Origin of the sequence: Pseudomonas sp. 20P_3.2_Bac5 (genome assembly GCF_025466035.1) — a bacterium.
Taxonomy (GTDB): Bacteria; Pseudomonadota; Gammaproteobacteria; order Pseudomonadales; family Pseudomonadaceae; genus Aquipseudomonas.
The window spans coordinates 1-19,623 of record NZ_JANLOA010000096.1 but is presented as its reverse complement, the minus strand read 5'-3'; the positions used below and the strand labels follow the sequence as shown (position 1 = coordinate 19,623).

The window sequence follows — 19,623 nt, the reverse complement described above, 5'->3', positions numbered from 1 at the left end:
CGCTGTTTCCGATCGCCCGCACAACAACGACAACAACGAGCGGAGCAAAACCATGAAGCGTATTTCCCTGAACCTGCTGGCCGGTACGACCCTGACCAGCCTGCTGATGCCCGTGCCGGCCAGCGCCCTGGAATTCACCGGCTACCTGCGCAGCGGCATTGGCGGCGCCGACGGCGGTGGCCCGCAACGCTGCTTCCAATTGCCCGGGGCGCCGTCCAAATACCGCCTGGGCAACGAATGCGAGCAGCTTGCCGAACTGCAACTGGCCCAGGACCTGATTAAGCCCGGCGACGGCTCGACCCTCGGCGTCGAAGGCATGGCCCAGTTGTTCAACGCCTATGGCCACGACCTGCAGTTTCGTGGCGAGCATGGCTACTCGCGGATGGTCCAGTTGTATGCGCAATGGCGCGACATGCCGGCCCTGAATGGCGGCTCGTTCTGGGCCGGGCGCCGCTACTACCGACGCAACGACATCCACATCTCCGACTACTTCTACTGGAACCAGAGTGCCACCGGCTTTGGCTTCGATGACGTGGTCATCGGCGACCTGAAATACAGCTACGTGTTCTCGCGCAAGGACAACCTGTTTCAGGAACCCTACATCAACCGGCATGACGTCAATGTCGGCGGTTTCCAGAGCAATCCGGGCGGCGAGATCGAACTCGGCCTGAGCTACCTGCAACGCCCCGACAGCCGCGACGGCCATAGCGGCTGGTCGGTGGCGTTGCAGCACAAGCAAAAGGGTGTTCTCGGTGGCCTCAACACCTTCGCCGTGCAATACGGCCGCGGACCGGGCACCGCGCTGGGCTACACCGGCGACCCGACGCTGGACCGCGACAACCAGAGCTGGCGGGTGGTGGAGTATTTCGACTGGCAAGTGACGCCGCGTTTTGGCGGGCAGTTCCAGGTGGTCTACCAGCAGGACAAGCGCCCGCGGGGTGACGACCAGAACTGGCTGTCGCTGGGTGTGCGTCCGGTGTATGCCCTGAGCGAGCAGTTCAAGCTGATCACCGAACTGGGCCGCGACCAGATCGACGCCCCGGGCGGCACCCGCACCCTGACCAAATTCACCGTGGCACCGGCCTGGTCACCCAAGGGCCCGGGCTTCTGGAAGCGGCCGGAGGTTCGTCTGTATTACACCTGGGCGCAGTGGAACGAAGCGGCGCAACGGGCGGCCAGCCAGATCGCGGCGGGCTCGGCGCTGTCCGACAGCGGGGCATTTGGCAGCGCGCTGCATGGCGGGAATTTCGGGGTGCAGGTGGAGTATTGGTGGAAGTGAGGTCGGCGTGGCCCCGTTGCCCTTGAAATTGAGCGCCGCCCATGCGGCGCTCGATCTCAAGGACGCGGTGACCCTACCAAAGCACCTCGGTACTGCGCAGCCACTGGTGAATCGACTCCCGCCGCGGCTGCCAGCCCAGCAATTGCCGGGCATTCACCGCCCGCACCCGGCTGTTGGAGCCAATGGCGAAGCGTGCCCAGTCGCCCAGTTCGGCAATGGCGTCATCCGCCGGCCAGCTTTCGATTCGGCCTTCGAAGCCCAGCGCATGGCTGATCGACGTGGCGATCTCGATAAACGACGCCTCACCGTTCTCGGCAAAGAACAACGACGCCGACGGCGCCTTTTCCACCGCCAGCCGGTACAGCTCGGCGAGGTCTTCGATATGCACGTTGGACCAGCGATGCACGCCAGCCCCGAGGTACGCACCCGCGCCGAACTGGCGTGATTTCGCCAGCAGTTTCGGCAGTTGGTCGCTGGCGGTCGGCAGGCCGAGGGCGTCGCCGTAGATCATGGTGGGGCAGAACACCACGGCGCGAATGCCGTCTTCCACGCCCGCGCGGCGGACTTGTTGGTTGATCGCCACGCGGTCGCGGCGGATGTCCATGGGCTCGAACGGCGTCTCGTCGGTGAAGATCGCCTCGCGTTCATAGGCGCCACGGGCATCGTCGCCGACCACGCTGGAACCGGAGGTGTGGATGAACGCCTTGCCGCTGCCGCGAAGGGCGTTGATGAAGGTCTCGACGCTGGCGAGGTGGTCGGAGTCGGCGGTGTGCACCACGGCGTCGGCGGCCTGCGCCTCGCGGGTGAGGATAAAGGCGTCGTCCAGGGTGCCGAGCACCGGGCGGATGCCCAGTGCCTGCAGGGCATCACGCTTGGCGGGGTCGCGAATCAGGCCGGTGACCTCGTGCCCGGCATCGGCCAGGTACTTGGCAACGGAACCGCCGATGTAGCCGGAGGCGCCGGTAATGAAGATTTTCATCGAAGACCTTTCTTGTTTGAGAGTGGAAGGAAGCGCGTTGAGCGCGACGCTAGGGTTTGTACGAAAAGTCGCCGAGCGGCGATCAGGCGAGCCTGTTTTCAACGCAGCATGATCGTCGCGCAGGCACTTTTCGTACGAAGCCTAGGGTAGAAATCCGCCACCTTTCCCACCAGCCACTGACCGGGAACAACAGTTGTGAGGTCAAGTCGTAGCGGTTTTTGGCGAATTCTGTTTACGCGGGAAGTGAATACGCCCGGTGTGTCGATCCGTAATAGATTCGTGCCGATAACAACGACAAGAGGCGCGACACCATGGATTACCAACTGACCGGCAAGAACGTCCTGATCACCGGCGGTGCCACCGGCATCGGCAGGGCGATCGCCCAGTGCTTTCTCGCTGAAGGCGCCAGGGTGGTGATCAGCGGCCTGACCGAGGATCAGGTCGGCCAGGCCTGCCGGGAACTCGGCCCGAACTGCGCCGGCATGGCCGGCGACCTGACCCAGCCGGGTGTCGCCGACGACCTGGCCGACTTCGCCCGGCGCCAGGGCCGGGTGGACTACCTGATCAACTGCGTCGGCATCTTCGAGGTGCGGGATTTCTTCGAGACTGACGATGCCCAGTGGTTTCGCTATTTCGACGTCAACGTCATGACCGCGGTGCGCATGAGCCGCCTGTTGATGGCCGACATGCTGGCGGCGGGCGAGGGCTCGATCGTGTTCATCAGCAGCGAGTCGGGGGTCAAGCCGCAGCCGTGGATGGTTCACTACGGGGCGATGAAATCCTGCCTGCTCGGTGTCTCCCGTGCCTTGGCCGAACTGACCAAGGGCACGGCGGTGCGGGTCAACAGCATCCTGCCGGGGCCGACCAGCACCGACGCGGTGAAGCACTATCACGCGGAAATCGCCGAGGAAAAGGGCATCAGCCCGCAGCAGGTGGTGGCCGACTACTTCGACCAGACCGAACCCACCTCGCTGATCCGCCGCATGATCGAGCCCGAGGAAGTGGCCCGCAGCGTGCTGCACCTGGCCGCGTCGCCGGCCCTCAACGGCATGGCCATGCGTGTCGAGGGCGGGACCATTCGCAGCATTCTCTGATCAGCAGGCCTGCAGGCTGACCTGGCGGCGGCGCCACAGCAGCCACGCCAGCGGCAGGTGCACCAGCAGCGCGGCGGCGACCCCGGCCCAGGGCGTGAGGGCCAGTTGGCCGCTTTCCACCAGCAGGCTGCCGGCCCGCTCACCCAGGGTGATACCGAGGTTGAACGCGGAAATGTTCAGCCCCGAGGCGAAGTCCACGGCGCCCGGTGTGTGCAGGCGGGCGGTGGAAAGCATGCCGGTCTGGAACGCCGGGGTCATGCCGAAGGCGACCACGCCCCAGATGAACACCGTCACCACCATCAGCGACTTGTACGGCAGCGCCAGGGCCAGCGCCACCAGGGTCAGCGCCAGTGCCACGAACAACAGGCGCAGGCTGCGTTCCCAGCCGAGGCTGTCGGACATCCGGCCGCCCAGCAGGTTGCCGAGCATGGTCGCCACGCCGAACACCAGCAACAGGGCGCTGGCGCCGGTGGCCGAGAAGCCGGTGATGTCGGTGAGGATCGGGGTGATGAAGGTGAAAGCCGAGAAGCTGGCGCCGAAGCCGAGCACGGTGACCAGCATCATCGCCCAGATCGCCGGACTGCCCAGCGCGGCCAGTTGGCCCAGGGCATTGCCGGCGTTGCCGGCCGGTTGCCGGGGCAGCCAGGCGGCAGTGGCGAGCAGGGCCAGCAAGGCCAGCAGCGCCACGGCGTAGAACGGCAGGCGCCAGCCCAGGGCGTTACCGAGGTAGCTGCCCAGCGGGACACCAATCACCATCGCCAGGGTCAGGCCGGCGAACATCGCCGCGATCGCCTTGCTGGCCTGGCCTTCCCGGGCCAGGCTGGCGGCCACGGTAGCGCCGATGGCGAAGAAGCTGCCGTGGGCCAGGGCGGTGATGATCCGGCCGAACAGCAGCACCGGGTAATTGGGCGCCAGGGCCGACACCAGGTTGCCGGCCAGGAACACCGCGATCAGGCTCAACAGCACCGTCTTGCGGGGGAAGCGGCCAAGGCCGATGACGATGAATGGCGTGCCGATCGCCAGCGCCAGGGCGTAGAGCCCCACCAGGCTGCCGGCGCTGGCCAGGGAAATATCGAAGGCTGCCGAGATCGACGGCAGGATGCCGACGATGATGAATTCCGCCACGCCGATGGCGAAAGCGGTGATGGCGAGGGTGAGGATGCCGGGGTGCAATCCCGTGCTCGAGGTGGTGCGCATAGTGGTTCTCCGGGTTGGATCGCGAGAGGTGCAGCAAGCCGTCGCCGGGGTTCTGGTTTTTGTGGAGGCGTTGGGCGCGAGGGGCTGGACGTTGTGGTTATGGCCCCGGTGCAGCGCTCGGGCGCTGCGGTTCGTGGCGTCTACTCTGCGGCACGCGAGGCGGGCGGGGTATCCGGGCGGGCGGCACATCATTTGTGCCGTGGCGTCATGGGTGGTGATGGCGGGGCACAGGTAGGCCGTTATCACGGCGGGGAAGATCTTTTTTACCGTTCTTCGGCCTAATGAGCCTCTATTTATGACGTCTTGGAAAGTACGCCTCTTTTCGCTCATTCCCGTCCTGCTGGCGCTCGCCAGAATGGTCTCGGTGGGGGGGGCGCCTCCTTGATTTCCAGCGTCGGCTTCACGCTTGGCTGGAGCCTCTACGGACTGCTGGGACTGTTACTCGGAGGCGTCTGCTGGGTGGCGGTGGGGCGGGGCGTCGCTGCGTCATCGGTTTCGCCGAGGCGAGAACACTGAGCCGAGCGGGCTCGTTTCAGGCATCACGTGGAAGAGGATCATTCAGAATGAGCGAGATACTGCAGCAGGAGCTCTACGGCCGCTTGTACCTTGGCAATCCGCCCCTGCTCAAAACCCGCGATTTCGAGGATATCGACGCCGCCACCAAATACAGGCCGCCCCGCGCCTTCGGCCTGTGGCCCCGTGGCTGGTTGGTGGGCGGGCGCAATGAGGACACAACCGTTGCAGCGCCAGCTCCCGCGAGAGCGCCGTAAGTGCATGCGGTAAATCGACGACCTGCTCAGCTCGCAGTGGCCGGCGGCGCAAACGGATTACCACACAGCCCGACCCCTTCCTGATGCGGCCAGGTCTCGACGAGGAAGTCCCGCACCGATTTGATCCGCGCACTTTCGCGCATCGAACGGTGGGTGCACAGCCAGACTTCGCGGTTCAGTTCGGGCACATCCATCACCAGTTCCAGACTGGGGGTCAGGCGGGCGGTGCGTTTTTCCACGATGCCGATGCCGCCACCGGCAATCACGCAGTCGTAGATCCCCAAGGTGTGATTGCAGCGCAGCCACGGCGCCGGCGCGCCGTCCAGACGTTCCCACCAGGCTTCCATGGTCTGGTCCATCCGTGATTCATCCAGGCCGACGAAATCCAGCTCGGCCCAGTTGCGCGCCGCCAGTGCCTCGCGCTTTTGCGCCGCGTAGCTGCTGGAGGCATACAGGGCGAATTCGATTTCCCCCAGCGGCTCGGCGATCAGGTCGGTGGCGTCCGGCCGGGCATAGCGCAGCGACAGGTCGGCCTCGCGCCGGGTGAGGTTGACCGGGAACGGCGTGGTGAGGATTTCCATGCCCAGCAGCGGGTAACGGGTGCGGATCGGCGCGAGCAGGGCGGTCACCAGGAACGACAGCCATTCATCGGCATTGACCCGCACGGTGCCTTCCACGGTCTCTGGCGAGTCGGCCTCACGCAGCACTTCGTTGGCCGCGCCCTCCATCTGTTCCGCCCAGCCGACGATGCGCTGGCCAAAGGCGGTGGCGAAGCAGCCGGTCGAGGTGCGTTCGAGCAGTTGTCCGCCGAGTTGTTCTTCCAGCGCATCGAGGCGCCGCGACAGCGTGGCGGTGCTCAAGCGCAGGCGCTGGGCCGCGCGTTTCAGGTTGCCGCTGCGGACCACCGCCAGCAGCACATGCAGGTTGTCCCATTCCAGGCGTTTCATATATGCAACCGTACGTTAGGAAGTTGGTGGTTGAGGTGCATAAATGTAGGTCATATGCTGGCCAGGTTCAAACGTCGGGAGATTAGAAATGCTGCAGAAAAAGAGCCTGACCGAGCGCATCGTCCATGCGCTCGGCTTCGAATTCTTCGCCTTGTTGCTGTGTGCGCCGACCATCGCCCTGGTGATGGACAAACCGCTGATGAGCGCCGGGCTGTTGACCTTGGCGATCTCGGTCACGGCGACCCTGTGGAACATGCTGTACAACGTGCTGTTCGACCGGCTGCAAAACCGCGTCGGCTTCCAGCGCACACCGCTGATCCGCATGCTTCACGCCCTCGGTTTCGAAGGCGGGCTGATTCTGGCGGTGGTGCCGATGGCGGCGTGGTGGTTGTCCATCGGCCTGGTCGAGGCGTTCCTGATGGAAGTGGGCTTGCTGGTGTTCCTGCTGCCGTACACCTACCTGTACAACCTCGGGTTCGACAGGTTGCGCGAGCGGTATCTGGCGCGGCAGGTGGATGTTGGCGTGAAGTGCTGAGGGCTCCGTGGAAGCGTGCGTGCTGGCGATTTTCGCGAGCAAGCTCGCTCCTACGGGATAGGTGGGCGGGTGGGGCATCAGCTTTTGAAGCACAGCACCTTTGACGTCAGCTTTTGCAACACCTCATCTCGCTGATTGCTGGTGATCGATTGCACCAGCACCATTCCTCGGTCCGGCTTCGAACGCGATGGATTGATCTCGAGAATGGTGCTGGTGACCTTGAGCACATCCCCCGGCCGGGTCGCCTGGGGCCAACTGATTTCGCCTCCGGCACCGATGACGCCGCGGCCCAGCGGAAAGCTGGCGACCAGCAGTTTCATGGTCAGCGCCGCGGTGTGCCAGCCGCTGGCGGCAAGGCCCTGGAAGAAGGTGTCGCGTGCCGCCTCCGGGTCGGTATGGAAGGGCTGCGGATCGTACTGACGGGCAAAGCGGATGATCTCTTCGGCGTCCAGCGGATAGTGGTCGCTGACAAAAACATCGCCAACCGCCAGGTCATCCAGATAGATTGGTGGCTGGATTTTTCCTGCGTCCATTTTGTTTTCCTCTGACAGGGTCTGGTCGATGTTCATCGTCCAGACTCGCGGCCCGACATTCAACCCCTGACGAGTCTTTATGAGCGTTGATGCAAGCACTACCTCCGCCAGCGACTGGCTTCGCATGCGCCGCGACCAGGAGACCGGCATCGAGAGCGTGCACGCGCATTTCCAGGGTCACGCCTACGATCCCCACGACCACGACGAAATGCTGGTGGGCATCACCCAGCAGGGCGTGCAGCAGTTCAGTTGCAATCGTTCGCTGCATGTCAGCACGCCGGGGCGGGCGATGCTGATCGAGCCCGGCGCGGTTCACGACGGCCACGCGCCCGAGAAGGAAGGCTTTACCTACGCCATGCTCTATCTGCCGCAGTCCTACGTGTCGGGCATGACCGAGCGGCTTGGCCTGGGCGATGCCTCGGCGCTGCAGGCGGCGTTCCACCACACATTGACCGACGATGCGCAGTTGATCGGCGCGATCCAGCAGGCCTTTCTCGCCGTCCACCAGAACGAGGGCCGGCTGGCCCGCGACCAGGGCCTGGACCAGTTGCTCGCCAGGCTGTCCCGTCACCTGTACCTGAAGGCGCCGTCGCTGCGCCGCGATTCGCCGCTGGAATTGCAGCGGGCGCGGGATTTTCTCCATGCGCAGATGGCCCAGGACGTCAGCCTGGAAGAGCTGGCGACCTATTCCGGGGTCGACCGTTTCCGCCTGACCCGGCAATTCAAGAAAGCCTTTGGCCAATCGCCCCACGCCTATCTGGTGCGCCTGCGCCTGCGCGCGGCGCGGGCGTTGCTGGCGCAGGGCATGGCGCCGGTGGAGGTGGCGGCCGAAGTGGGCTTCGCCGACCAGAGCCACCTGGGCGTGTGGTTTCGCCGGGCGTTCCGCATGACCCCGGCGGCTTATCGGAAACAGTGCACAAACCTTACAGACTGAACCTGCCTCCCACTCCGATCATGGCGCCTCAGCTTTGATCTGGAGTTTCCGATGTTCGATACCAAAGTCGTCATTGTCGTGCGCAATGACCTCGCCACCTGGCAGCGCCTGAATGTGGTCGCCTTCCTTTCCACCGGCATCGCCGCGGCGGCGCCGGAGGTCATGGGCCAGCCCTATGTCGATGCCGACGGCCGTCAGTACGGCAACCTGTTCGGTCAACCGATGATGATCTTCGAGGCCGACCTTCCTGGCCTGCAAAAAGCCCACCGCGCCGGGCTGGAGCGGCAGTTGACGATGTCGCCCTACGTCTTCGCGATGTTCTCCACCGGCCATGACGCCGCCAACCGCGAAGTGTTCCTTGCGGAGGACCCCGCCAACCTGAATCTCGTGGGCCTGGCCCTGCGTGGGCCGAAGAAGGCCGTGGACAAGGCGATCAAGGGGCTTTCCCTGCACGGATGAGGTGGCTTGGATGAGCAGTACGACGTTATGGGCCTTCTGGGCGTTTTCGATGATTTTCGTGGTGATTCCCGGCCCGGACTGGGCCTACGCGATTGCCGCAGGTGTGCGCGGCAGGGGCGTGATGGCGGCGGTCTTCGGTTTGCTGGTGGGCTATCTGGCCCTGACCTTGGCGGTGGCCACTGGCTTTGCCGTGCTGGGCGCCAGCAGTTCGGCGTTCATCACCGGCCTGACGGTGGTCGGCGCCCTGTACCTGGGCTGGCTGGGGATTGGCCTGTTGCAGAACCCGCCGGTGCCACAGGCGGGCGCCAGCGATGCGGACGGTGTCAGCAGAACCGGGCAGTTTCTGCGCGGCACGCTGGTGAGCGGATTGAACCCCAAGGGCTTGTTGTTTTTCCTCGCCTTCGTGCCGCCCTGGACCAGTGCCCAGGCGAGCTGGAGCGTGCCGGTGCAGATCGCCGCGCTGGGCCTGGTCTACACCGCCAGTTGCGCGGTGGTGTACTCGATGGTCGGGCTGGGCGCGAGCGCCGCGCTGAAAACCCGGCCGGCGGCGGCGCGGATGATGGGGCGGCTGTCGGGCGGGGTGATGGTGGTGTTGGCGGTGGTGCTGGTGGGGGAGTTGTTCTGGGTGTGAGGCCAGCGTCGTCGCAATAACAGTCCTTGGCAATCAAATCGCCATGTCTATAATGCGACTCACTTTCATTCGCATACCTCCCGCCATGACCAAATCCTCGTCCAATCCCGAACTGATCGGCGCGCTGGCCCTGCATTACGACGACCTGGTGGCTTACATCCGGCGGCGCTTCCAGGGTTCCCAGTTCGCCCGCGAGGTGGTGCATGAGGTGTGCGTGCAATTGCTGGAGAAGCCCCCGCAGCAACCGGTGAAGCTGCCGTTCGCCTTTCTGCGCAAGGTGTCCTTCAACAAGGCCATCGATCGCCGTCGGGCGGACAGCACCCGCAACACCTGGATCGACTTCACCCCGGACGTTCCCGACTGGTATGTCCACGACCTGGACGGCGCCGCCAGTCTGGATTTCGAGCAGCAACTGCACGCTCTGCTGGCGATCATCGAAGCGCTGCCGGCACGGGCGCGGCAGGTGTTCCTGCTGCACCGCATCCACGGCATGGCGCAGCGGGAGATCGCCGCCGAGCTGGGCATTTCCCTGAACATGGTCACCCAGCATTTCGCCCGTGCCATGCAAGCCATTGTTCGTGACTGGGAACCGGCACGCCGGGCGCTGGTGACGAAATGAAGCCCGGCGACCCCCCCGAACAGATTCCGGACGCCGACCCGCTGGCGCCTTTCGAGCAAGCGCTGCGCAACCGTGTGCCGTCCCGCGAGGCCCTGTTGGCCGAGGCGAAGGCGCAGACTGTGCGTCAGCGCCGACGCAAGCAAACGCTGGGCGGCGGCCTGTCGTTGCTGCTGCTGGCCGGCGGTTTGTGGCTGCTCGATCCGGCGTTGTACAGCGATGACCTCCGCACCCCGGTCGGCACGCGGGACAGCCTGCAACTGGCTGACGGCAGCGCGATCAGGCTCAACAGCGCCACTCACTTGCGCATCGAGCACCGCCTGCGCAGCCGCCAGTTCGAACTGCTGGAAGGCGAGGCCACCTTTACCGTGGCCCACGGGCCGCAGCCGTTCATCGTCCGCAGCCAGGGCGTTGCGGTGCGCGATATCGGTACGGTGTTCAACGTGCGCAGCGACAGCCGCGGCGTCGCGGTCGCGGTGATCGAAGGCGAGGTGGAAGTGTCCGCCAAGGGCGCTGCGCCGCGCCGCGTACACGGTGGGCAACAATGGCTGGCGAGCGCTGCGCAAGCGGGAACGCTCAGCGCCATCGACCCGGGCCGGGCCATCGCCTGGCAGCAGGGCAAGCTGCGTTTCGATGGCACGCCGCTGCGCGAGGTGATCGCCGACCTGCAACGCTACCGCCAGGCGCCGATTCGCCTGGTCGATCCACGGCTTGGCCAGTTGCGGGTTTCCGGCGAATTCGACAGCGACGCGGTGGAACCGCTGTTGGACCTGCTGCCGTCGATCCTGCCGATCAGTGTCAGCCGCGCCGCCGATGGCAGCGTGTCGATCAAGGCTCGCTAACGGAAAAGAGAATATTTTTCATTTCAGACCTCAACATGTGCCGGTGCTCATTCGCCACTCCCTGTGAACGTCACTTTTGATCGTGTCATTGGGGAGTCAAATGAGCACCAATCCATCTTCGCGCCGCTTGCGGCTGAGCCGTCTGTCGCTGCTGACCGCAGGCATTACCCTGTCTTGCGCGCTGCACGCCCAGGATGTCCGCCATGCCGTGAACCTGCCGCCACAACCCCTGGACCAGGCGCTGAACGCCCTGGCCGGACAGACCGGCGCGCGCATCCTGTTCGCCACCGACAGCGCCGAGGGCCTGCAGGCGCCCGGCCTGAGCGGTGAGTTGAGCGTGGAACAGGCGCTGCAACGGCTGCTGCGCGGCACCCGGCTGAAGATCCAGAAGTCCGGCGACGGCAGCTATCTGGTCTCCGTTCCGGCGTCCGTCAGCAGCAGCGCGGTGGAACTGGGCGCCACCAGCGTCAACGCCAGCGGCCTCGGCGCCACCAGCGAGAACACCGGTTCCTACACCACCGGCAGCATGAGCAGCGGCACCAAGCTCAATTTGTCGCCACGGGAAACCCCGCAGTCGGTCAGTGTCGTTTCGCGCCAGCGCATGGACGACCAGGCCATGACCACCTTGGGCGACGCGGTGAAATACACCCCGGGCCTGACCCTCACCAAGTGGGGCGGCGAGCGCGAGCGCTTCAACTCCCGTGGCTTCCAACTCAACAACCTGATGGCCGACGGCATCCCGGTGCAGTACGAGGAAGGCAGCCTGTCCACCGGTCTGCTGTCGATGTACGACCGGGTCGAAGTGGTGCGCGGCGCGGCGGGCCTGATGGAGGGCGCCGGTTCGCCGGGCGGCTCGATCAACCTGATCCGCAAGCGTCCCACCGATACCTTCCAGGGTTCGATCACCGCCGGCGCCGGCAGTTGGGACAACTACCGCACCGAGCTGGACCTGAGCGGTCCGCTGAACAGCAGCGGCAGCCTGCGCGGGCGCACCGTGGTGTCGTTCCAGGACAAACACTCGTTCATCGACGACTACAAAACCCAGCGCAACCTGGTCTACGGCGTGCTCGAAGCCGACCTGAGCGAGGACACCCGGGTGAGCCTCGGCGCCAGTTGGAGCCAGGACAACAACCCCGGCGCCGACTGGAACGGTCGCGGCACCCAGCCGGACGGCCGCTTTCTCGACATTTCCCGCTCCAGCCGCATGAGCCCGAGCTGGTCGTACTGGGACAAGGAGAGCACCAGCGTCTTCGCCGACATCACCCACCGCTTCGCCGACGACTGGACCGCCAAGCTGGCCGCCACCGCAGTGAAGAGCGAGATGGACATGCTCGGCACCTACCTCTATCGCCCGGATGAGGCGTCGCGGGTGATGGGCTTCGGCGTCGGCGCCTACCACTACGAAAACACCCAGACCAGCCTCGACGGCTATGTCAGCGGGCCGTTCAGCCTGTTCGGTCGCACCCACGAACTGGTGGTCGGCGGCAGTTACCGCCAGCAGGATATCGATGACGGCCCTGGTGGCTGGCCGCTCGGATTCGAATACGAATTCGACCCGCTGGCCTTCGATGGCAAAGCGGTGCCCAAACCGCAAACCGTCAGGGCCTGGTCCCGCGATGGCCAGATCGACCAGTCCAGCGCCTACGTCACCGCGCGGTTCAGCCTGACCGAGCAACTGAAGATGGCGCTGGGCGGGCGGCTGGACTGGTACGAATACCAGGTCACCACGCACTCCGGCACCTGGACCGGCAATGACGGCTACAAAGCCACCCGCGAGTTCACGCCGTACCTGGGTTTCACCTACGACCTCAACGACACCTACACCGCTTATGCCAGTTGGACGCGCATCTTCAACCCGCAGAACTACGCGCTGGCCAGCGGCGGCCTGCTTGATCCGCAGACCGGCAGCAACTACGAGATCGGCCTCAAGGGCGAATACTTCGATGGCCGCCTGAACGCCAGCGTCGCGCTGTTCCAGATCGACCTGGAGAACCTGCCGATGCAACTGGACAGCGGCCTGTGCCCTGACCAACCGTCCGGTTGCTACGCCGCCTCCGGCGAGGTGCGCAGCCGCGGCGTCGAGCTCGAAGTGAGCGGTGAAGTGCTGCCGGACTGGCAGGTGTCCGCCGGCTACACCTACAACGACGCCCGCCACATGAAGGCCTCGCAGTTCGCGCCGATCGGCACCGCCTCCAGCGCCGATCGCTACGCCACCAACTTGCCGCTGAACCTGTTCAAGCTGGCCACCAGCTACCGCCTGCCCGGTGACCTGAACCGCTGGCGCGTCGGTGGTGGGTTGCATGTGCAGAGCGACATCTACACCAGCGATGGCATTGACCAGGGCGGCTACGCAGTCACCGACCTGTTCGCCAGCTACGACGTCGATGACCACCTCACGGTCAGCGTCAACGCCAACAACGTGTTCGACCGTGATTACTACTACAGCATCATCACCACCACCGGCGGCAACTTTGTCGGTGATCCGCGCAACTACCTGTTGACGGCGAAGTACCGCTTCTGAGGAGGGTTGGCGGCGTTGTGCGGCCTCGGCTGCACAACGTCGTCAGCGAATCTGCTCGCCAAAGGTCAGGTCGAAATTGCGTCCGACCGTGCCCTTGAAGACCCGGCCGTCATCCAGGTGCACGATCACCGGGCCGTTGATACGGCCATCCTTGATATCGCCTTCCACCTGACCACCCTCGAAGCGCCAGAGACCGCTGCCGGCCACTGGCACCCAGTCGTCCCGGTCGCGTTTGTGCTCCAGGTATTTCATGGAGGACTTGTTGGAATACGCGGCGAGGAACCGCACGCGCTCGTCCGCCGACAGGTTGATCACCGAGTCGTAGCCGTTGTCGTTCGGCACATAGGCCGCCACCGTATGGTCGCGCTTGGCGTCGAAGGCGTAGAAGCTGCGGTTGGTGACCAGGGTGCACAGCGCGGGGGTGCAACTGAAGGTGTAGGCGAGTCCGTCGTCCTTGCGACTCGGCACCGAGAAGGAACTGGCGGTGGCGGCGATGGCGTAGCTGTCGACCCAGTGCAGTTCGAGGACTTTCTCGAACGTCTGGCGGGCATCCAGTCTGCTGAAATCAGTGCCGGTCTTCTGGCCTATCGCCCGGTTCAGGTATCGGGCCAGTTCGGCTTGATCGTTGGGGGCGAAGAGGAAGGTCGGCTTGGAATAGGGATAGTTGCCGGACAAGTACTCGGCCAGCACCAGGCCCTGGGTCGCCAACACCAGGCGGTTCATGCTGGTCGAGGTGTCGCGAGGCAGGATGCGGGTCAACGAGCCGCCGTTGCGGCCGCAGTAGAACAACTGATTCCACATGCCCATGGCCGCGCCGACTGCCCGCAGGTTGGCGACGGTGGACTGGCCTGGCGCGGGAGCGTCCTCGGCGGGCATGTTGAGCACGAAGCTCTTCACCAGTTGCGGCGAGTACTGGTCGTAGATTGCCTTGGTCAGCGCGAAGTCTTTCTTCTGCGGCGACTTGAACATCGCGCAGACATAGTCCTTGTGGGCAATGATGCTGGCCGGGAGGCGGCTGAAACCGAAGTTGACGAAATCATCCAGCGAGGGCGCGGCGCGGTAGCCGATGTCGGTTGCATTGCGGTCGATTTCAGGGTGGGTATGGATGATCCCGGACAGGGAGGACTGTGGGCATGAACTCAGGTACTCGCCCATGTCGATGGAGAATTGCTGGCCCTTGAAAATCTGGCTCAGGCTGACCTCATTGCCGCTCTTGAACAGGCAACTGCCGCGTTCCCTGCCGTCGCTCTGGGTCTGCGCGGTCATCTCGCGGATTTGCCGGTAGACCGCCTCGGGGAGGAGGATTGCCGTTGGCGGGTTGTCGATCTTGCCGACATGGCTTGGCCAGCTCAGCAGTGCCAGGGCATCGCTGCTTTCACTGGCGGGCGCCATGCCGGGCAGGGCAATCGCCAGGCTCAATACGCAGAGAAGTCGAGCCAGCCGTGCAGGATGGAGCATGCGGGGTTCTCTGCTGGAAATGAACGAACGGGATTTTTCGATAATAGACGAGCCGCTGCGCAGGAGCTGGCTTCTGGCCATGTAGTCGACGGATTGCAGGCCCCGAACAGCGCTCACATCAACAAAGCTGCGCCTCACCCTCGGTGCAATCCACCAGTCGAATGCTGTCCCGCCCACCGCGCTTGGACTCGTACAGCGCCGCATCGCTCTGGTCGATCAGCGCCGCGAGGTTTTCCGGTGGGTGCTGGAACAGGTTGGCGCCGATGCTCAGGGTCACCGCTTCGGGGGTGACGAAGGCTTTGGCGGTGGTGTGGAATTGCTCGCGCAACACGCTGCCCAACCCGACGATGCGCTCACGCGAGGCATTGCCCAGAAGGATGACGAACTCGTCGCCGCCCAGCCGCGCCGCCAGGGCATCCTGCGGCAAGGCCGAGCGGATCATTTCGCTCAGCGCCACCAGCAGGCGGTCGCCGGCGGAGTGGCCGTACAGGTCGTTGACCAGTTTGAAGTTGTCGATGTCGATCAGCAGCAGGGCGCCGGGGCGCGCGGCGGACACCTCGCTGAGCAGGCGCGGCGCGCGCATTTCCAGGGCGCGGCGGTTGTACAGGGCGGTCAGCGGGTCGCGGGCGGCCAGACGGGCGATGCGTTGTTCGCGGCGGTAGCGTTCGCTGCCGGTCATCGACAGGGCGATCAGCATGATCGCCATCGCGCCCTCGACCAGGGACACCTGGATGATCTCGCCACGGAAGGAGGCGAGGTCGATCAGCGTGCCGGGCACGATCGCCAGGCCAGCCTTGATGAAATAGAACAGGCCATGGATCAGCATCACGTAACGCAATTGCACCGCGCCGACGCTCAGGGACTTGCCGTGAGGACGCAGCAGCAGGCTGGCCCGCAAGGCCAGCAGACCGACCAGGGCCGAGTTGGCGAGCATCATCAGCTTCGACCAGGCCTGGTTTTCCGGCAGCGCCAACAGCGCCAGCCAGGTGGCGAAGATCAGGTACCAGGCGCGGGAAAGCCGGGTGTCGGTGAAGCGCGACACGCCCAGCAGAAAAAACCAGTGGGCGAGCACCAGCAGGCCGTTGGCGAACCAGATGCCGATCAGCAGAAAGCCGTTGCTGCGCAGCAACGACAGGGTGCAGCCGACGGTGATGGTGGCGAATCCCGCGCTCCAGAACAGCAGTGAAGATTCGCGCACGCTGCGCCATTCGATCGCCAGGTAAAGTGCGGCCGAGGCGGCGAGTACGGTGGTGAGTACCAGCAGGGTAGGTGGGTCGAGCGCCATGGATGGACTGGCCTTGTTGTTCTGCCTGAAAGACGGCGATTGTAAGGGGTTGAAACGATTTTTCAGAGCATTTCCCGTGTTTCCCGTTACGCGTGTAAGCCAAGGGCTTTGCTGTGCGGGGTTGCCGGGACCTTGGCACTTTGCTGTCTGCCCACGGCTAGTGAATACTCGCGGGCGACTACCCACATGAAGCAGTGAGTGAATGGAAAAATCAGCAAGCGTCGAAGGATCGATCTGGTTTCTGGGGGATGTGCACGGCCGCTTCGAGCATGTCATCCGGCTTGTGAAGCTGCACCGCCCCGAAGCTGTGGTTTTCCTCGGGGACCTCGAGTGCGATTTGCCCTTGGACATGATCCTTCGCCCGATCCTCGATCTGACGGAGATCTGGTTCATCCATGGCAACCACGACAGCGACAGGCCCGCGTTCTGGCACAACCTGCACGGCAACAGCCTGGCGGAGCGCAACCTGCACGGGCGGGTCGCCGAGGTTGCGGGCCTGCGCATCGCCGGCCTTGGAGGAACGTTCGAGTCCGCGGTATGGCGTCCGGGTGATCCGGAAACGGGCGTGCAGAACTATCAGGACTATCTCCAACGGCTGGCGCTTCGACCGCAGCATGCGGACATCGTGGCGACCAAGAAGCAGCAGGCCCTCTCGGCGATTTACCCTGACGACTACTTTGCCCTGGCGATGGAGAAGGCCGACCTCCTGGTTTGTCACGAGGCGCCAGACTGCCATCCCTACGGCTACCTGGAAATCAACGAACTGGCCTTGGCCCTTGGCGCGAAGCAGGTCGTTCATGGTCATCACCACGACAGCCTGGATTACCGGGCCGAATGGAGCCGGATGGGGTTTGCAGCCTACGGTGTCGCGTTCCGGGCGGTGATGGGCCTGAACGGAAAGGTCATCAGTTAGTCTGCCCAACAACGACAAAGGGCGCCGCAATGGCGCCCTTCGTGTTCAGCGGTCAGACCGGATCACGCCCAGGGGCGGTCGCCGTTCTCGTCCTTGACGCGGGTCGGCAGACCCATTTCGTCGAGGGCGTGGAGGAACGGCTCAGCCGGCAGTTCCTCGACGTTGACCATGCGCTGCACGTCCCACTGACCACGGGCTACCAGCAGGGCTGCAGCCACTGGCGGAACACCTGCGGTGTAGGAAATGCCCTGGCTGTCGGTCTCGGCGTAGGCTTCTTCGTGGTCAGCCACGTTGTAGATGAAGACTTCGCGCGGTTGACCGTCCTTGGTGCCCTTGACCAGGTCGCCGATGCAGGTCTTGCCGGTGTAGCCCGGCGCCAGCGAGGACGGATCCGGCAGCACGGCCTTGACCAGTTTCAGCGGCACGACTTCCAGGCCTTCAGCGGTTTTCACCGGTTGCTCGGAGAGCAGGCCGAGGTTGCGCAGCACGGTGAAGACATTGATGTAGTGCTCACCGAAGCTCATCCAGAAACGCACGTTGGGCACGTCGAGGTTCTTCGACAGCGAGTGCACTTCGTCGTGGCCGGTCAGGTACAGGTTTTGCGAGCCCACGACCGGCAGGTCGTCGGTGCGCTTCACTTCGAACATGGTGTTGCTGGTCCACTGGCTGTTCTGCCAGCTCCATACCTGTCCGGTGAACTCGCGGAAGTTGATTTCCGGGTCGAAGTTGGTGGCGAAATATTTGCCATGGGAACCGGCATTGACGTCGAGGATGTCGATCGAATCAATGCGGTCGAAATACTGTTGTTTGGCCAGTGCCGCATAGGCGTTGACCACACCCGGGTCGAAGCCCACGCCGAGAATGGCGGTGATGTTCTTCTGCTGGCACTCTTCGAGGTGTTTCCACTCGTAGTTGCCGTACCACGGCGGTGTCTCGCAGATTTTGCCCGGTTCTTCGTGGATGGCGGTGTCCAGGTAGGCCACGCCGGTATCGATGCAGGCACGCAGCACCGACATGTTGAGGAACGCGGAGCCGACGTTGATCACGATCTGCGATTCGGTCTCGCGGATCAGTGCCTTGGTCGCTTCGACATCCAGGGCGTTCAGTGCGAAAGCCTTGATGTCGGCGGGCTGTTTCAGGCTGCCCTTGGCCTTGACGCTATCGATGATGGCCTGGCATTTGGAGATGTTGCGCGACGCGATGGCAATACGACCAAGTTCATCGTTATGCTGCGCGCACTTGTGGGCCACCACCTTGGCGACACCTCCTGCACCAATGATAAGAACGTTCTTCTTCAATTCTCTATCTCTCCTTATCTGCCAGCTCAGGAAAGGCTGGACAGGTAGTCTTCGAAACCAAACTCACGAACCAGCTCAACGCTACCGTCAAGTTGTTTCACTACGATGGACGGCATTTTCAGGCCGTTGAACCAGTTTTTCTTGACCATGGTGTAACCCGCGGCGTCGACGAACGACAGCCGATCGCCGATGGCCAGCGGACGATCAAATTGGTACTCACCGAAGATGTCTCCGGCCAGGCAGGATTTGCCGCACACCATGAAGGTGTGCTCGCCTTGGCTTGGCGCCAGCTTGGCGTTGAGGCGGTAGATCAGCAGGTCGAGCATGTGCGCTTCGATCGAGCTGTCGACCACGGCCAGGTGCTTGCCGTTGTAGAGGGTGTCGAGGACGGTGACTTCCAGCGAGGCACTTTGGGTGATCGCCGCTTCGCCTGGCTCGAGGTAGACCTGCACGCCGTAGGTTTCCGAGAACGACTTGAGGCGTTCGCAGAAGGCGTCCAGCGCGTAGCCTTCACCGGTGAAGTGGATGCCGCCGCCGAGGCTGACCCATTCGACCTTGTGCAGCAGGTGGCCGAAGCGTTCCTCGATGGTGCCGAGCATCTTGTCGAACAGGCTGAAGTCGCCGTTCTCGCAGTTGTTGTGGAACATGAAGCCGGAGATCTGCTCGATCACCGCCTCGACCTTGACCGGGTCCCATTCGCCGAGGCGGCTGAATGGACGCGCGGGGTCGGCCAGCAGGTAGTCCGAGCTGCTCACCTGCGGGTTGACCCGCAGACCGCGGACCTTGCCTTCGGAGGCGTCGGCGAAACGCTGCAACTGGCTGATCGAGTTGAAGATGATCTTGTCGCAGTTATCGAGCATTTCCTCGATCTCGTCGTCGGCCCAGGCCACGCTGTAGGCGTGGGTCTCGCCGGCGAACTTCTGCCGGCCGAGCTTGAGCTCGTAGAGCGAGGACGAGGTGGTGCCGTCCATGTATTGCTGCATCAGGTCGAACACCGACCAGGTGGCGAAGCACTTGAGTGCCAACAGGGCCTTGGCCCCGGATTTTTCGCGCACGTAGGCAATCTTTTCCATATTGCCCAGCAGCTTTTGTTTGTCGATGAGGTAGTACGGTGTCTTGATCACTACGAGGCTCCGGGAAGGCCGGCCAAAAAAAGATCCGCATTGTGCCCGTACTCGATACATATCGAAAGGGCGGAACGCGGATTTAGCTGAGTCAATGGGTTGGGCGCACGCCGTGCTGGCGTTTGGCTGGCCAACCTGTTGCTGGATGTTACGCGATGTTGGGGGCGGCTGGTGTTGGATCGGATGAAGGCCACCCTGTGCATGGCGT

At 64.0% G+C, this 19,623-nt stretch carries 19 protein-coding genes; 11 read left to right on the top strand and 8 right to left on the bottom strand.

The annotated features are described in order from the left end of the window. The first annotated feature begins 106 nt into the window (after positions 1-106). On the top strand, positions 107-1,279 hold the full coding sequence (locus NTD88_RS17190; protein ID WP_262155849.1) for a maltoporin: 1,173 nt from the start codon (positions 107-109) through the stop codon (positions 1,277-1,279). A gap of 73 nt (positions 1,280-1,352) precedes the next feature. On the opposite strand, the gene NTD88_RS17185 is transcribed toward NTD88_RS17190, so the two are convergent. Further along, positions 1,353-2,258, bottom strand: a complete 906-nt coding sequence (locus NTD88_RS17185) for an NAD-dependent epimerase/dehydratase family protein (protein ID WP_262130106.1) — start codon at positions 2,256-2,258, stop codon at positions 1,353-1,355. A 311-nt stretch (positions 2,259-2,569) separates the two neighbouring features. On the opposite strand from NTD88_RS17185, the gene NTD88_RS17180 reads away from it, so the two are divergent. Further along, positions 2,570-3,352: an SDR family NAD(P)-dependent oxidoreductase gene (locus tag NTD88_RS17180; protein ID WP_095159667.1), complete on the top strand. Its 783-nt coding sequence runs from the start codon at positions 2,570-2,572 to the stop codon at positions 3,350-3,352. Here the strand turns inward: NTD88_RS17180 and NTD88_RS17175 are convergent, their stop codons facing one another. Next, positions 3,353-4,549 (bottom strand): MFS transporter, encoded by a 1,197-nt coding sequence (locus tag NTD88_RS17175; protein ID WP_095159668.1) that lies wholly within the window; start codon positions 4,547-4,549, stop codon positions 3,353-3,355. Between the two features lie 563 nt (positions 4,550-5,112). Between NTD88_RS17175 and NTD88_RS17170 the strand changes: the two genes are divergently transcribed. Then, on the top strand, positions 5,113-5,319 hold the full coding sequence (locus NTD88_RS17170) for a hypothetical protein (protein ID WP_262155795.1): 207 nt from the start codon (positions 5,113-5,115) through the stop codon (positions 5,317-5,319). A 26-nt stretch (positions 5,320-5,345) separates the two neighbouring features. Here NTD88_RS17170 and NTD88_RS17165 read toward each other — a convergent pair whose 3' ends face one another. After that, positions 5,346-6,266 (bottom strand): LysR family transcriptional regulator, encoded by a 921-nt coding sequence (locus tag NTD88_RS17165; protein WP_262155797.1) that lies wholly within the window; start codon positions 6,264-6,266, stop codon positions 5,346-5,348. An 88-nt stretch (positions 6,267-6,354) separates the two neighbouring features. Here NTD88_RS17165 and NTD88_RS17160 point away from each other — a divergent pair, with 88 nt between their 5' ends. After that, positions 6,355-6,801 carry a multidrug/biocide efflux PACE transporter gene (locus NTD88_RS17160; protein ID WP_262155798.1) on the top strand — a complete coding sequence of 149 codons (447 nt, stop codon included), beginning with the start codon at positions 6,355-6,357 and terminating at the stop codon, positions 6,799-6,801. A 77-nt stretch (positions 6,802-6,878) separates the two neighbouring features. Here the strand turns inward: NTD88_RS17160 and NTD88_RS17155 are convergent, their stop codons facing one another. After that, on the bottom strand, positions 6,879-7,370 hold the full coding sequence (locus tag NTD88_RS17155) for a MaoC family dehydratase (protein WP_218241403.1): 492 nt from the start codon (positions 7,368-7,370) through the stop codon (positions 6,879-6,881). A gap of 43 nt (positions 7,371-7,413) precedes the next feature. On the opposite strand from NTD88_RS17155, the gene NTD88_RS17150 reads away from it, so the two are divergent. The 6 genes from NTD88_RS17150 (at position 7,414) to NTD88_RS17125 (ending at position 13,337) form a co-directional block, all read left to right on the top strand. Next, on the top strand, positions 7,414-8,268 hold the full coding sequence (locus NTD88_RS17150; RefSeq protein ID WP_262155801.1) for an AraC family transcriptional regulator: 855 nt from the start codon (positions 7,414-7,416) through the stop codon (positions 8,266-8,268). A gap of 51 nt (positions 8,269-8,319) precedes the next feature. Continuing rightward, positions 8,320-8,727, top strand: coding sequence for a DUF2000 domain-containing protein (locus tag NTD88_RS17145; RefSeq protein ID WP_262155802.1), 408 nt, complete (start codon positions 8,320-8,322; stop codon positions 8,725-8,727). A 10-nt stretch (positions 8,728-8,737) separates the two neighbouring features. Next, a complete protein-coding gene (locus NTD88_RS17140) occupies positions 8,738-9,358 on the top strand; it encodes a LysE family translocator (protein ID WP_095159675.1) in 621 nt (206 codons plus the stop codon). 85 nt (positions 9,359-9,443) lie between these two features. Further along, the gene (locus NTD88_RS17135; RefSeq protein ID WP_175650890.1) at positions 9,444-9,977 is read left to right on the top strand and encodes an RNA polymerase sigma factor; all 534 of its coding nucleotides are present in this window, start codon (positions 9,444-9,446) and stop codon (positions 9,975-9,977) included. Continuing rightward, positions 9,974-10,816, top strand: a complete 843-nt coding sequence (locus tag NTD88_RS17130) for a FecR family protein (RefSeq protein WP_262155805.1) — start codon at positions 9,974-9,976, stop codon at positions 10,814-10,816. Before NTD88_RS17135 ends, NTD88_RS17130 begins: the two co-directional genes overlap by 4 nt. Positions 10,817-10,916: 100 nt before the next feature. Continuing rightward, positions 10,917-13,337, top strand: a complete 2,421-nt coding sequence (locus NTD88_RS17125) for a TonB-dependent siderophore receptor (protein WP_262155806.1) — start codon at positions 10,917-10,919, stop codon at positions 13,335-13,337. 42 nt (positions 13,338-13,379) lie between these two features. On the opposite strand, the gene NTD88_RS17120 is transcribed toward NTD88_RS17125, so the two are convergent. Both NTD88_RS17120 and NTD88_RS17115 read right to left on the bottom strand, forming a co-directional pair. After that, positions 13,380-14,795 carry a hypothetical protein gene (locus NTD88_RS17120; protein WP_262155807.1) on the bottom strand — a complete coding sequence of 472 codons (1,416 nt, stop codon included), beginning with the start codon at positions 14,793-14,795 and terminating at the stop codon, positions 13,380-13,382. A 118-nt stretch (positions 14,796-14,913) separates the two neighbouring features. Further along, a complete protein-coding gene (locus tag NTD88_RS17115; protein WP_262155809.1) occupies positions 14,914-16,080 on the bottom strand; it encodes a GGDEF domain-containing protein in 1,167 nt (388 codons plus the stop codon). A gap of 202 nt (positions 16,081-16,282) precedes the next feature. On the opposite strand from NTD88_RS17115, the gene NTD88_RS17110 reads away from it, so the two are divergent. Further along, positions 16,283-16,993: a metallophosphoesterase gene (locus NTD88_RS17110; protein ID WP_262155812.1), complete on the top strand. Its 711-nt coding sequence runs from the start codon at positions 16,283-16,285 to the stop codon at positions 16,991-16,993. 62 nt (positions 16,994-17,055) lie between these two features. Here NTD88_RS17110 and NTD88_RS17105 read toward each other — a convergent pair whose 3' ends face one another. Beyond that, complete coding sequence (locus tag NTD88_RS17105; RefSeq protein WP_095159681.1) at positions 17,056-18,291, bottom strand: saccharopine dehydrogenase family protein; 1,236 nt, start codon at positions 18,289-18,291, stop codon at positions 17,056-17,058. 26 nt (positions 18,292-18,317) lie between these two features. Beyond that, positions 18,318-19,415 carry a carboxynorspermidine decarboxylase gene (locus tag NTD88_RS17100; RefSeq protein ID WP_095159682.1) on the bottom strand — a complete coding sequence of 366 codons (1,098 nt, stop codon included), beginning with the start codon at positions 19,413-19,415 and terminating at the stop codon, positions 18,318-18,320. Positions 19,416-19,623 lie beyond the last annotated feature (208 nt).

Excerpts from the sequence above, each read along its gene's own strand:
- NTD88_RS17190 (WP_262155849.1), top strand. The coding sequence starts at position 107 with ATGCCCGTGCCGGCCAGCGCCCTGGAATTCACCGGCTACCTGCGCAGC.
- NTD88_RS17185 (WP_262130106.1), bottom strand. The coding sequence starts at position 2,258 with ATGAAAATCTTCATTACCGGCGCCTCCGGCTACATCGGCGGTTCCGTT.
- NTD88_RS17180 (WP_095159667.1), top strand. The coding sequence starts at position 2,570 with ATGGATTACCAACTGACCGGCAAGAACGTCCTGATCACCGGCGGTGCC.
- NTD88_RS17175 (WP_095159668.1), bottom strand. The coding sequence starts at position 4,549 with ATGCGCACCACCTCGAGCACGGGATTGCACCCCGGCATCCTCACCCTC.
- NTD88_RS17170 (WP_262155795.1), top strand. The coding sequence starts at position 5,113 with ATGAGCGAGATACTGCAGCAGGAGCTCTACGGCCGCTTGTACCTTGGC.
- NTD88_RS17165 (WP_262155797.1), bottom strand. The coding sequence starts at position 6,266 with ATGAAACGCCTGGAATGGGACAACCTGCATGTGCTGCTGGCGGTGGTC.
- NTD88_RS17160 (WP_262155798.1), top strand. The coding sequence starts at position 6,355 with ATGCTGCAGAAAAAGAGCCTGACCGAGCGCATCGTCCATGCGCTCGGC.
- NTD88_RS17155 (WP_218241403.1), bottom strand. The coding sequence starts at position 7,370 with ATGAACATCGACCAGACCCTGTCAGAGGAAAACAAAATGGACGCAGGA.
- NTD88_RS17150 (WP_262155801.1), top strand. The coding sequence starts at position 7,414 with ATGAGCGTTGATGCAAGCACTACCTCCGCCAGCGACTGGCTTCGCATG.
- NTD88_RS17145 (WP_262155802.1), top strand. The coding sequence starts at position 8,320 with ATGTTCGATACCAAAGTCGTCATTGTCGTGCGCAATGACCTCGCCACC.
- NTD88_RS17140 (WP_095159675.1), top strand. The coding sequence starts at position 8,738 with ATGAGCAGTACGACGTTATGGGCCTTCTGGGCGTTTTCGATGATTTTC.
- NTD88_RS17135 (WP_175650890.1), top strand. The coding sequence starts at position 9,444 with ATGACCAAATCCTCGTCCAATCCCGAACTGATCGGCGCGCTGGCCCTG.
- NTD88_RS17130 (WP_262155805.1), top strand. The coding sequence starts at position 9,974 with ATGAAGCCCGGCGACCCCCCCGAACAGATTCCGGACGCCGACCCGCTG.
- NTD88_RS17125 (WP_262155806.1), top strand. The coding sequence starts at position 10,917 with ATGAGCACCAATCCATCTTCGCGCCGCTTGCGGCTGAGCCGTCTGTCG.
- NTD88_RS17120 (WP_262155807.1), bottom strand. The coding sequence starts at position 14,795 with ATGCTCCATCCTGCACGGCTGGCTCGACTTCTCTGCGTATTGAGCCTG.
- NTD88_RS17115 (WP_262155809.1), bottom strand. The coding sequence starts at position 16,080 with ATGGCGCTCGACCCACCTACCCTGCTGGTACTCACCACCGTACTCGCC.
- NTD88_RS17110 (WP_262155812.1), top strand. The coding sequence starts at position 16,283 with ATGGAAAAATCAGCAAGCGTCGAAGGATCGATCTGGTTTCTGGGGGAT.